Below are 12,698 nucleotides of genomic sequence, written 5' to 3'. Positions count from 1 at the left end.
GCCACGACGTCACGGCAAGGCAGCAGGGAGCAAACCATGGGCACAAGACTGGCCGGCAAGGTCGCCATCATTTCGGGCGGCGCGACCGGCATGGGCGGTGCGGCCTCGGAGCTTTTCGCCGCCGAGGGCGCCAAGGTGGCGATCATCGACCGCAACGGCGAAGCGGCGGCTGCCACCGTAGCAGCAATCAGGCAACGCGGCCATGTCGCCGAGCACTGGGTCGCCGACGTATCGGACGAGGCGCAGGTCGAAGCGGCGGTGAAGGGCGTGATGGAAAAATTCGGCCCGGTCACGGTTCTGTTCAATCACGCCGGCACCATCGTCATCAAACCCTTCCTGGAGACCACGCTGCAGGAATGGGACTGGCTACATGCCGTCAATGTGCGTTCGATGTTCCTGATGACGCGCGCCGTGCTGCCCGGCATGATCGCCGCCGGCGGCGGTTCCATCGTCTGCACCTCGTCGATCTCGGCGGTGGCGGCGACGCCGATGGAGGTGCTCTACGATACCACCAAGGGCGCCTGCCATATGTTCGCGCGTGCCATCGCCGTCGAGTTCCGCGACCGCAACATCCGCTGCAATGCGGTCTGCCCCGGCTTCATCAGGACGCCGCATGGCCTGCGCGAGGTCGCCGATCTCGACAAACTCGGCGTCGATGTCTCAGACGCGGCAATGGCGGCGCAGCAGGGGCGGATCGGCGAGCCGGAAGAGGTGGCGAAGGCAGCCCTGTTCCTGGCCAGCGACGAGGCCAGCTTCGTCAACGGCGCGCATCTGTTCGTCGACAACGGCTTCACGGCGATGTGAAAGGCGGAGCACCGTTACCGTTCTTCGCGCCGGAACGGCTTGAGCAGCGCCGAGGGCGCCACCGCATTGCGCGACATCACCGCCATGGCGACGATGGTGAAGATGAACGGCAACATCAGGAACGCCTCGTAGGGGATATGGCCAAGCCCGCTCGCCTGCATGCGCAACTGCAAGGCGTCGACGAAGGCAAACAGCAATGCGGCGCCTGCCGTGCGCCAAGGGTCCCAGCGGCCGAAGACGACGAGCGCGATCGCCACCCAGCCGCGTCCCGAAACGACGCCGAAGGTGAACGCGTTGAACTGCGCCATCGACAGGAAGGCGCCTGCGAGCCCCATCAAGGCACCGCCGAGGATCACCGCCTGGAAGCGCGTTGCGATGACGCTGACGCCGGCCGAATCGGCGGCCCGCGGGTTTTCACCGACCATGCGAACAGACAGGCCCCATGGCGTGCGGTAGAGCACGAAGGCGGCCAGGGGAATAGACAGCATCGCCATGTAGACCAGCGAAAACTGGTTGAACACCGCCGGCCCAAGCACCGGTACGTCGGACAGGATTGGGATCGGCAGCGTCTCGAACCCCTTGATGTTCGGTGGCACCGATTGCTGGCCGAAGATCAGCCGGTAGAGGAAATAGGCAAGGCCCGACGAGAACAGCGTCACGCCGATACCGCAGACATGCTGGCTGAGGCCGAGCGCTACCGTGAACAGCGCATGCACGGCACCCATCAGCGCCCCGGTCAGCACCGCCGCAAGCACGCCGAGCCACAGGCTGCCGCTGAGGCTCGCCGCGGTGAAGCCGGTCATTGCCGACAAAAGCATGATGCCTTCGATGCCGAGATTGAGCACACCGGCGCGCTCGGAAAACATTTCGCCCAGCGTTGCGAAGGCAAGCGGCGTGGCGATGCGGATGATCGCGGCCAGGAAGCCGACCTGGAAGATTTGCTCCAGCACCACGCTCATCTGGCGGCTCCGACGCGGCGGATGCGATAGGCGGTGAACAGGAGCGCCACCAGCATGGCGAGCAGCGCAGTTCCCTGGATGACTTCGCTGAGGAAGGCCGGAACGCCGGTCGCCCGCGACATCGCCTCGGCGCCGGTCATGACGGCGGCAAGGAAGATCGCCGCCGGCACCACGCCGAGCGGATTGAGCCTCGCCAGCATGGCGACGACGATGCCGGAATAGCCATAGCCCGGCGAGATGTCGCTCATCACCTGGAAATGCACGCCGCCGACCTCGCCGACGCCTGCAAGGCCGGCCAATGCGCCGGACAGCAGCGCCGTCGAAATCAGCACCCGCTCGACATTGATGCCGCCATAGCGCGCGGCTTCCGGGTTCTCGCCGGTGACCCTGATGCGGAAGCCGAGCGTCGTACGCGCGACCACGAACCAGATCAGGGGTGCTGCGACCAGCGCCGCGACGACGCCGAGATGCAGCCGCGTGCCTTCGATGAGTACCGGGAAATTCGCTGAATCCTCGATCGGCGGCGAGATCGGGTAGCCGCTGAAACTGTCCTTCCATGGCCCCTCGATCAGCGCCATCAGTGCGTAGAAAATGACCGAATTGAGCAGCAGCGAGCTGACCACGTCATCGACCCTGAATTTCACCCGTAGCGTCGCGGGGATCAGCGCGACGGCAGCGCCGGCGGCCCCACCCGCCAGCGCCATCAGCAGCATGGCGAGCGGCCCCGGCATCGGGACGGCGCCGACGGCACAGCTCGCCACCGCACCGGCGAGCAATTGCCCTTCGGCGCCGATGTTCCAGAATTTGGCGCGGAAGGCGACCGCCACAGCAAGCCCTGTGAAGATCATCGGGGTGGCACGCACCAGCGTTTCGGTAACGGCGTAGCTGTCGCCCAGCGACGCCGAAAACATCACGCTATAAGCCTCGACGACACCGGCGCCAGCCAGTGCGATGAGGCCGCTGCACAAGATCAGCGTCGCCCCGATGGCGAGCAGCGGCAGCGCCAGATTGATCCAGGCGGGCGTTGAGGTGCGGGCCTCGAGACGGAACATCACGCCTCCGCCCCGGTCATCATCAACCCGAGTCTGGCGACGCTGGCATCGGCACTGTCCAGCGTGCCGACGATGCGGCCCTCATACATCACCGCGATACGATCCGAGAGCATCAGCAACTCTTCCAGGTCCTCGCCAATGACGATGATGCCGCAGCCCTTGGCGCGCATGTCGAGGAATTTTTCGTGGATGAAGCGCGCGGCGCCGATGTCGAGGCCGCGAGTCGGCTGCGAAACGATCAGCACCTTCGGATCGAAGGCGAGTTCGCGCGCCAGAAGCGCCTTTTGCAGATTGCCGCCGGAAAGCGCCCCGGCGCGCGTCATCGGGCCGGGGCAACGTATGTCGTAGGCCTTGATCTGCGCCTCGGCGAAGGCGCGGATCGCATCCGGCTTGAGCAGGCCGTTGCGGCTGAACGCCGCCGTGCCGATGCGCGGCAGCACCATGGAATCGGCAAGCGGCAGATTGGTGACCAGCCCTGTCGTCATGCGGTCTTCCGGGATGCGGCCGAGGCCGAGCGCCTGGACTGTGCTCGGCGAGAACCGCGAAACCGCTTTGCCGGCTATGGTCATCTTCCCGGCATCGGGCGCACGCACGCCGGAGATGACCTCGGCAAGCGCGCGCTGGCCATTGCCGGAGACGCCGGCGATGCCAAGGATCTCGCCGCCACGAACCGACAGCGAAAGATCGCGCAGCGCCATGCCGGAATGATGCGATGTCGAGATACCGTCGAGGGTCAGCACGGCCGCACCGGGCATCGACGGTCCTCTGGCCGGAGGCACGATCTCGTGGCCGCACATCAGCCGCGCCATCTCCGAAGACGTCGTGCTGGCCGGCGCATCGACGCGACCGGCAACGCGCCCATGCCTGAGCACGACGCAGCGATGCGTCAGCGCCCGCACCTCGTTGAGCTTGTGCGAAATGAAGATGATGCCGAGCCCTTGTGCCGCCATCGAGCGAAGCGCCGAAAACAGTCCGTCGACCTCTGTCGGCGCCAGCACCGCTGTCGGCTCGTCGAGGATCAGCAGCCTTGCGCCGCGAAACAGCGTCTTGACGATTTCGAGCCGCTGCTGCTCGCCGACCGCCAGCGCCGAGACGGGAAGGTCCGGGTCGAGCGTCAGCCCGTGCTGGCGGCCGATCTCGGCGAGCCGCGCCAGCCCGCCGGGACGATCGATCCGGCCCGATCTGCCGGGAATACCGATCAAGAGGTTTTCCAGCACCGAAAGCCGCGATGCGAGATGAAAATGCTGGTGCACCATGCCGATGCCGGCGGCAAGCGCATCGGCCGAACTGTTGATCGTCACCGGCCGGCCCTGCACCAGGATCTCGCCGGCATCGGGCGCATAGGCGCCGAACAGCACATTCATCAGCGTCGTCTTGCCGGCGCCGTTTTCGCCGAGCAGCCCGAGGATTTCACCCGGCGCGACGCTGAGATCGACGGCTTCGTTCGCCTTGACGGCGCCAAAGCTCTTGGAGATGCCGCGCATTTCGATGAGAGGGGCAGGCGTTGACAAGGCGGGATCCTGGTGGCGTTGACGCCGATATCCCTCCCCTTGAGGGGAGGGTGCCGAGCGAAGCGAGGCGGGAGGGGTCGTCTCAACCGCCTCGACGTTTAGACCGAAAAAGATGGAGCGCGTCGCCGAGAACCCCACCCGGCTCTGCGGGCCACCCTCCCCACGAGGGGGAGGGCAAGCACCTAATCCGAGACCGGCGTATTCTCATCGACATCGACGCGGAAATTGCCGTCGAGGATTTCGGCCTTCTTCTTTTCGACCAGGTCCTTGACCTCGGCCGGCAGCGTCTTGTCGAACTTGTGATAGGGCGCGAGGTAGGAGCCGCCCTTGGCCATGCGCGAGAAATCACCGTAATCCTGCGCCGTGAAGACGCCGGCCTTGACCAGCTTGATTGCCTGCTCGACCGTCGGATACATGTCCCAGACCGGCCCGGTGATCACCGTGTCGGGGCCGAGGCTCGATTGGTCCGACATGTTGGAGATAGCGAGGATCTTCTTCTCGACCGCCGCTTCGATGACGCCAAAGCGCTCGGCATAGATGACGTCGACGCCGGCGTCGATCTGGGCGACAGCAGCTTCCTTTGCCTTCGGCGGATCGAAGAACGAGCCGATGAAGGCGACCTTCTTCTTGATGTTGGGATTGACCTCCTTGGCACCGGCAAAGAAGGCGTTGACCAGCCGGTTCACTTCCGGAATGCCCATCGCCGCGACGGCGCCAATCGTGCCCGATTTCGACATTTTTCCGGCAATCATGCCGGACAGATAGGCCGGCTCGTGGATCCAGTTGTCGAAAACCCCGAAATTCGGCTCGGCCGGCCCTGCGCCGGAGCCGAACAGGAAGGCGGTCTTCGGGAATTGCTTGGCGGTCCTGCGCGATTCGCGCTCGGCGGCGAAGGCATCGCCCAGCACCAGCTCATAGCCGCCCTGCGCATATTCGCGCATGACACGGCTGAAATCGGCGGTCTGCACCTTCTCCGACCATTTGTATTCGATGCCGAGTTCCTTCTCGGCCTTCTGCAGGGCGACATGGATCTGGTTGTCCCACGGCTCCTCGATCGGCGTGGCGAAGATCGCCGCCACTTTCAGCTTCTTGGTCTTGGCGAAGGCGCTGTCCGGCAGCATCGCCGCCGCCAGGCCGAGCGCGCCCAGCTCCAGCACGTTGCGTCGCGAAAGCCCTTCGCGTTTCGATTGGATTCTGCTCTTCCCGTTGTCCATTGCATGCCCCTCTGATTGGCGCCGTGTCGAGCCGGCTCTCTTCTCTGGAATATCGGCGGAGGAACTATGGAACGGTGCCCGGCTTTTGTCCACATGGTCAAATTTGGCCGGGCGGAACTGCTGTAAACGTTCGTGTAATCGCAGCTTTAGAACGACCGGAGCTGCTTGCTCACAATCTCTCGAGCGCCACCGCGATCCCCTGGCCGACCCCGATGCACATGGTCGCGAGGCCGTAGCGGCCGCCGCGTTCGCGCAGCTCCAGCGCAGCCGTGCCCGTGATGCGCGCGCCGGACATGCCAAGCGGATGGCCGAGCGCGATGGCGCCGCCATTCGGGTTGACGTGCTCCGCATCCTCGGCAATGCCGAGTTGGCGCAGCACCGCGATGCCTTGCGAGGCGAAGGCCTCGTTGAGTTCGATGACATCGAATTGTCGCGGCTTCAGGCCGAGCCGGGCGCATAGCTTTTGCGTGGCCGGCACCGGGCCAATGCCCATGATGCGCGGCGCCACGCCGGCGGTGGCACCGCCGAGAATACGGGCGATCGGCGTCAACCCGTATCTTTTCACGGCGGTTTCCGAGGCGACGATCAGCGCTGCGGCACCATCGTTAACGCCCGACGCATTGCCGGCGGTAACCGTGCCGCCTTGCCGGAACGGCGTCGGCAACTTGGCCAACGCTTCGATCGACGTGCCCCCGCGCGGATGCTCATCTCTGTCGACAACGACCGGATCGCCCTTGCGCTGCGCGATCGTCACCGGCGTAATTTCCTTCGCCAGCCGACCATTGGCTTGCGCGGCTACGGCCTTGTCCTGGCTGCGCACGGCAAACGCATCCTGGTCTGCGCGGGAGACAGCGAACTCTTCCGCCACGTTCTCGCCGGTCTCCGGCATCGAATCGACGCCGTATTGCTTCTTCATCAGCGGATTGATGAAGCGCCAGCCGATCGTGGTGTCGTAAATCTCGGCATTGCGCGAAAAGGCGGTCTCCGCCTTCGGCATGACAAACGGAGCACGGCTCATCGATTCGACGCCGCCTGATACTATCAGCTCCGCCTCGCCGGCCTTGATAGTGCGGGCAGCAATCATCACCGCATCCATGCCCGAACCGCAGAGGCGATTGACGGTCGACCCGGGAACCTCCTTCGGCAGGCCGGCCAGCAGCAGGGACATCCTCGCCACATTGCGGTTGTCCTCGCCGGCCTGATTGGCGCAGCCATAGATGACATCGTCGATGGCGGCCCAGTCGATGCCCGAATTACGCTCGACCAGCGCCTTCAAAGGGATAGCGCCGAGATCGTCGGCACGGACCGCCGACAGCGAACCGCCGAAGCGTCCGATCGGCGTGCGGATGTAGTCGCAGATATAGGCCTCGGCCATAATGCAGCCTTCCCTTTCCCGGCCCGGCCATGTTGGCCGCATTCTCCTTGAGACGAAAGCACATCTCGCCGCCGGCCGTTAGGCCAAAGACAATTTCAGCTGCCGCCCGCGGGGAGCGGCGGATCAGCCGATGCTTTCTCCACCGTCGATCACCAGCGCCTGACCGGCGTTGATACTAGCCGCTGTTCCAGGAACCGGTTTCGGCCATCTGTCTGAGCCGGGGTGCCACTCGAAAGACGTCCTTGCCGGTCTGCTGGCGCCAGTGATCCAGCCGCTGGATAATCTTATCCACGCCTTCGAGGCTTGCCCAGAACATCGGACCGCCCTTGCCGACCGGGAAGCCGTAGCCGTTGACCCAGACGACATCGATATCGGACGCGCGGGCGGCAATCTTTTCCTCGAGGATTCTGGCGCCTTCGTTGATCATCGGATAGAGCGTCCGCTCGATGATCTCCCCGGCGCCGATTGGCCGCGGTGCAATGCCGCGTTCGGCAGCTTTGGTACGGATCAGCATCTCGACCTCGGGATCGGGCAGCGGCGTGCGCGAACCGTTCTCATAACGATAGAAGCCGCTACCGGTCTTCTGGCCGAAATGCCCCTGTTCGCACAACGCATCGGCGATCACGGCCGTCCGGCCGCGCGCCTTGCGGTTGCGCCAGCCTATGTCGAGGCCGGCGAGATCGCTCATCTCGAACGGCCCCATCGGCCAGCCGAAATCGGTGAACACCTGGTCGACCTGGCGCGGCATGGCGCCTTCCAGCAGAAGCGTCTCCAGTTCCGCACCGCGCGCCGCCAGCATGCGGTTGCCGACGAAGCCGTGGCAGACGCCGACAACGACCGGCACCTTGCCGATCCGCCGTGCCAGATCGACGATGGTCGCCAGCACGTCGGGCGAAGTCTTGTCGGCGCGGACGATTTCCAAAAGCTTCATGACGTTAGCCGGCGAAAAGAAATGCATGCCGAGAAGATCTTGCGGCCGCGACGTCGAACCGGCGATCTCGTTGACGTCGAGATAGGAGGTGTTGGTGGCGAGGATCGCGCCCGGTTTGGCCACCGCATCGAGCCTGCCGAAGACATCCTTCTTGACCGCCATCTCCTCGAATACGGCCTCGACGATCAGGTCGCAATCGGCGAGGTCGGCATAGTCGGTGCTGCCCCTGAACAAATCCAGCCGCTCGCGCTTGGCGTGTTCGCTCAGCGATCCGCGGATAACGGAAACGGCATAATTCTTGTCGATCGTCGTCAGTCCGCGTTGCAATGCTTCCTGCGTCGTCTCCAGCAAGGTCACAGGAAGACCGCTGTTGGCGAACGCCATGGCGATGCCGCCGCCCATGGTGCCGGCGCCGATGACGCCGACCCGGGCGATCTTGCGCCTGACGACATCCTTGCCGGCAATCTTTGCCGCCTCACGTTCAGCGAAGAACAGATGCCGCTGCGCGCGTGACTGGTCACCGGCGACAAGCTTGAGGAACAGGTCGCGCTCCGCCGCCAGCGCTTCGTCGAAGGGCAGCGTCAGGGCGTTGCGGACCGACTGCGCACAGGCGATCGGCGCCTCGAGGCCGCGTGCTTTTTTGGAAAACGCTGCCGCCTGCGTGTCGAAAGCCGGCAAGTCGGCCTGGGCGAGGCGATCATTGCGGTCGCGCACGGGCGTGAACGGATCGCCTTTCGCGGCCGTTTCGCTGGCGAAACTCACCGCTTTCGCGATCAGGTCGCCATCGAAGACGGCATCCACCAGGCCGTCGGCGCGCGCCTCGGCAGCACCGATCGGCGTTCCCGAAACGATCATGCTGAGTGCCTTTAGCGGACCAACCAGGCGCGGCAGGCGAACCGTGCCGCCGCCGCCCGGCAGCAGGCCGAGCTTGACTTCCGGCAGGCCGAGCCTTGCCGTTCGGTCGGCAACACGGAAATGGCAGCCGAGCGCCAGTTCCAGGCCGCCGCCGAGCGCAGTGCCGTGAATAGCTGCGACCGTCGGCTTGGTAATAGTTTCCAGCACGGCGACAATAGCGCGCAATTCCGGCTGCTGCGCCGGTCTGCCGAATTCGGTGATATCGGCGCCGGCGACGAAGGTCCGCCCGGCGCAGGCGATCACGATTGCTCCGACCGACGGCTCGTCCCGCAGGGAAACGAGCGCCCGCATCAACGGCTCGCGCACATGGAAGCTCAGCGCGTTGACCGGCGGATTGTCGATGATCACCAACGCGACGTTGCCATGCCTTGTGGTGCTGACGAAATCGGACACGCAAACCTCATACAACGATGTTGGCCAATAGCGCGACGGGATTTACAGCGCTGGCATGCGGATGGGAACCACGTGTTTTGCGGGCCGGATCGTTATCCCCTCGCCGCCGGGTGCCTTGCCTTAGCGCAGCGCCTTCTGCCCACCGGCGGCGGTGATGACGCCGACGATGATCAGCCCTGTCAGCACCAGGCGGACGCCGACGCTGACGCCGAATGTGTTGAGCATGGTCAACAGCAGCACGAGAAACAGCGCCGCGCCCCAGACCCCCGGCACATTGGCCTTGCCGCCAGCCACCGACGTGCCGCCGATGACGACGACCGCGATCGAGGCCAGCAGATACTCATTGCCGATATCGACATTGGCGCCGCGGAAATAGCCGGCGAGCAATGCACCGTCGAGGCCGCCGAGCGCGCCCGACAGCGTGTAGGTGAGGAAGCGGGTGCGGCCGACATTGACGCCGGCCAGCCAGGCGGCGCGGATGTTCTGGCCGATCGCCAGCACCGAGCGTCCGTAGATCATGCGCTGCAAAACGATGCCGGCGCCGATGGTGAACAGCACGGTGAGGATCGCCAGCACCGGGATGCCGAACACCTGCCAGTTGGTGAAGTCGGCAAAGCCCGGTGGCGGTTTGATCTGCAGGCCTCGCCCGTAGCTGATATCGACCGACTGGATGACGAAGCTGGCCGACAGCGTCGCGATGATCGGTGGAATGCGCAGCGCCCATATCAGAAGGTAGTTGACGGCGCCGATCGCCATGCCGCAGGCAAGCGCGGCCAGCAGCCCGACCGCGATCATCGCATCGTTGCCGTCCATGACCTTCATGGCGACGGCGCTGGCAAGGCCGATGTTGGCCGGCAGCGACAGGTCGACATTGCCCGGCCCGAGCGTGATGACGAACATTTGGCCGACGCCGACAATGACGGTGAAGACCGCGAGCGACAGCGCCGCCGTGATCATGCCGCCGCCGCCATAGCCGCCGGTGAAGGCGATGGTCGCCAGCCACACCAGCAGCGCCCCGAAGAATGACCAGATCCAGGGTCTGGCGAGCAGTGTCCGCAGCGAAGCCATGCTCACCTCTCCCTGCGGCTGATCAGCACCCGCGCTGCCAGCACGATGATCAGGATGGCGCCATTGGCGGCGACCTGCCAGTCGGGCGGAATGTGCATGAAGGTCAAGAGCGGCGATGCGGCCAAAGCCAGCGTCAGCGCGCCGATGACGGCGCCGATCGGCGACACCCGGCCGCCGACGAACTCGCCGCCGCCGAGGATGACGCCGGCGATCGAAAGCAGCGTGTAGCCATTGCCGATATTGGCATCGGCCGAGGTGGTGATGCCGATCAGCGCCATGCCGGACAAAACGCCGAACAGGCCGGTCAGCGCAAACAGCGCGATCTTGGTGCGCAGCAGCGACCAGCCGGCGCGCTTGAGTGCGGCTGAATTGCCGCCCGATCCACGCAGGATGACGCCATACGAGGTGCGCATCAGGCCAAAGTGGACGACGGCCGCAATCAGCAATGCCGCGATGATCGGGAACGGAATGAAGGGTGGTTTGAAGGCCATCAGCGCCAGCAGCCAGTCCGGCGCCTTGCCGCCGGGTTTGGGCAGGATGAGGATGGCCAGGCCCTGCCAGACGAAACTCATGCCGAGCGTCACCACGATAGAGGGCAGGTTGCGCAGGTGGATCAGCGCGCCGAGCAGCGCGTAGACGCCGATCGACCCGAGCAGGATAACGACGCCGAGCAGCGGCGCGTCCTTCAGCCACGTCGCCGTCACACAGCCGACGAAGCCGACAAAGGTGCCGATCGACAGATCGAGCTCATTGCCGGCGATGACGAACATCTGCGCGATCGTCGCCAGTGCGATCGGGATCGCCAGATTGAGCATCAGGCTGAAGCCGAAATAGCTGATGGCGCGCGGGTTGAGCCAGGCGATAGCGATGAGCACCAGCGCCAGCGACAGTGCCGGCAGCAGGCTGCGCAGCATACGCGCCCGTCTCGTGGCGCGAGCCGAAGATCTTAGCCCATTCTCAACGGATGCCGCTGTCATCTCAGGCCGCCTCGCCGAACGATGACTGGATGATTTTTTCCTCCGTCAGTTCGTCGCGACGAAGGTTGGCGACGATCCGGCCGTTCTTGAACACATAGATATGGTCGCAATTGTCGAGCTCTTCGGTTTCGGTGGTGTACCAGAGGAAAGTGCGGCCATGGCGAGCCTCCTCGCGCACCAGGTCGTAAACTTCGAGCTTGGTTCCGATGTCGACGCCGCGCATCGGATCGTCCATCAGCACGATCTTGGCGTCGGAGCCGAGCGCCCGCGCGAACAGCGCCTTCTGCTGGTTGCCGCCGGACAGCGAGAAGATGTTGTTGTTCATGTCCGGCGTACGAATGCCGATTTTCCGCTGCCACAACTCGGCGAGCTCGGCTTCGCGGTGCGGCGAGATCAAGAGGCCGTTGCGCAATCGCGCCAGCGAACGGATGCCGATGTTCTCGGCAATCGACCACTGCGGAAAAATCCCGTCCGACTGGCGGTCGCCGGCAACCAGCGCCACCGGGGCGGTGACCTCGATGCCGGTCCTGGCGCGGGAAGCCGCCGCAAAGATCGCCAGCAAAAGATCGGTCTGCCCATGCCCGGCAAGTCCGGCAAGGCCGATGATCTCACCGGCACGGGCAACAAGCTCGCTGCCGTCCTGCTGTCGCGCCGGCCGCGCCCGGACCCGCAGCGGACCGGGCTCCGGCTTGCCGCTCGCAATCTCTGCGGCGGCCTTCTCGCGTGCCGCAGCTCCGCCCATCGCCGTCACCAGCCTGTCGCGGTCGAATTGATCGGCCTCCCCGGCGGCGACGACCTTGCCGTCGCGCATCACGACGATGCGGTCGGCATTTCCGAGCACTTCGCCGAGCACATGCGAGATCAGGATGCAGCTCTTGCCGGCGGCTACGAAGCGGCGCACGAACGCCAGCAGCTGGCCGGCGGTATGCGCATCGAGCGAGGATGTCGGCTCGTCGAGGATGACCAGTTCGAGCGGCTCCTGCGTGACCGTGAAGGCGCGCGCCACCTCCACCATTTGCCGGCTGGTGATGGAAAGATCACCGACGATGTCGGATGCCGAGATGCTGTGGCCGGGAAAAATCTCGTCGAGCTTGGCGGCGATCAGATCGGCCGCCTTGCGCCGCCAGCCGAAGCCATTAAGCGACGCGTGGTTGATCCGCGTGTTCTCGGCGACGCTGAGGTTCGGGCAGAGCGATAGTTCCTGGAAAACACAACGGATGCCGAGCTGCTGTGCGCGCGGCACCGAATAACTTGCCTCGACACCGCCGCGGACCGCGATCTGCCCGCTGTCGGGGGCAAGCGTGCCCGCCACCATATGCATGAGCGTCGATTTTCCGGCCCCGTTATGGCCGACGAGACCGACGCATTCTCCGGCACGAACGCTGAAATCGACACCGGCGAGCGCCCTGACGGCGCCGAAATGTTTTTCAGCTCCGTCCAGTCTTATGATGTCCAAACTGACGGCGCCGAAAAGCTTTTCGGCGCCGTCCGGCATGATG

10 protein-coding genes are annotated in these 12,698 nt (G+C 65.0%); 1 reads left to right on the top strand and 9 read right to left on the bottom strand.

The window, feature by feature from the left end:
* Positions 1 to 36 precede the first annotated feature (36 nt).
* Complete coding sequence (locus tag NKH50_RS06000) at positions 37 to 804, top strand: SDR family NAD(P)-dependent oxidoreductase (protein ID WP_352877306.1); 768 nt, start codon at positions 37 to 39, stop codon at positions 802 to 804.
* A gap of 14 nt (positions 805 to 818) precedes the next feature.
* Here NKH50_RS06000 and NKH50_RS05995 read toward each other — a convergent pair whose 3' ends face one another.
* The 9 genes from NKH50_RS05995 to NKH50_RS05955 form a co-directional block, all read right to left on the bottom strand.
* Entirely contained in the window at positions 819 to 1,763 is a 945-nt protein-coding gene (locus NKH50_RS05995) for an ABC transporter permease (RefSeq protein WP_352480009.1), read from the bottom strand.
* Positions 1,760 to 2,815: an ABC transporter permease gene (locus NKH50_RS05990; RefSeq protein WP_352877303.1), complete on the bottom strand. Its 1,056-nt coding sequence runs from the start codon at positions 2,813 to 2,815 to the stop codon at positions 1,760 to 1,762. The genes NKH50_RS05995 and NKH50_RS05990 overlap by 4 nt, the downstream gene beginning before the upstream one ends.
* The gene (locus NKH50_RS05985; protein WP_502906841.1) at positions 2,815 to 4,299 is read right to left on the bottom strand and encodes an ABC transporter ATP-binding protein; all 1,485 of its coding nucleotides are present in this window, start codon (positions 4,297 to 4,299) and stop codon (positions 2,815 to 2,817) included. Before NKH50_RS05985 ends, NKH50_RS05990 begins: the two co-directional genes overlap by 1 nt.
* 209 nt (positions 4,300 to 4,508) lie before the next feature.
* Positions 4,509 to 5,540, bottom strand: a complete 1,032-nt coding sequence (locus NKH50_RS05980; protein WP_352701273.1) for a BMP family protein — start codon at positions 5,538 to 5,540, stop codon at positions 4,509 to 4,511.
* Positions 5,541 to 5,709: 169 nt separating this feature from the next.
* Positions 5,710 to 6,915 (bottom strand): 3-oxoadipyl-CoA thiolase, encoded by a 1,206-nt coding sequence (gene pcaF, locus NKH50_RS05975; RefSeq protein WP_352877301.1) that lies wholly within the window; start codon positions 6,913 to 6,915, stop codon positions 5,710 to 5,712.
* A 175-nt stretch (positions 6,916 to 7,090) separates the two neighbouring features.
* Positions 7,091 to 9,154: a 3-hydroxyacyl-CoA dehydrogenase NAD-binding domain-containing protein gene (locus NKH50_RS05970; protein WP_352877299.1), complete on the bottom strand. Its 2,064-nt coding sequence runs from the start codon at positions 9,152 to 9,154 to the stop codon at positions 7,091 to 7,093.
* Between the two features lie 120 nt (positions 9,155 to 9,274).
* Complete coding sequence (locus tag NKH50_RS05965) at positions 9,275 to 10,222, bottom strand: ABC transporter permease (protein WP_023678189.1); 948 nt, start codon at positions 10,220 to 10,222, stop codon at positions 9,275 to 9,277.
* Between the two features lie 2 nt (positions 10,223 to 10,224).
* On the bottom strand, positions 10,225 to 11,199 hold the full coding sequence (locus tag NKH50_RS05960) for an ABC transporter permease (RefSeq protein ID WP_352690281.1): 975 nt from the start codon (positions 11,197 to 11,199) through the stop codon (positions 10,225 to 10,227).
* 1 nt (position 11,200) lies between these two features.
* Positions 11,201 to 12,694, bottom strand: coding sequence for a sugar ABC transporter ATP-binding protein (locus NKH50_RS05955; protein ID WP_352690306.1), 1,494 nt, complete (start codon positions 12,692 to 12,694; stop codon positions 11,201 to 11,203).
* Positions 12,695 to 12,698 lie beyond the last annotated feature (4 nt).

The organism is Mesorhizobium sp. M1027 (genome assembly GCF_040318745.1).
Taxonomy (GTDB): Bacteria; Pseudomonadota; Alphaproteobacteria; order Rhizobiales; family Rhizobiaceae; genus Mesorhizobium.
The sequence above is the reverse complement of the archived record's forward strand: the minus strand, read 5'-3'. Positions and strand labels throughout refer to the sequence as shown.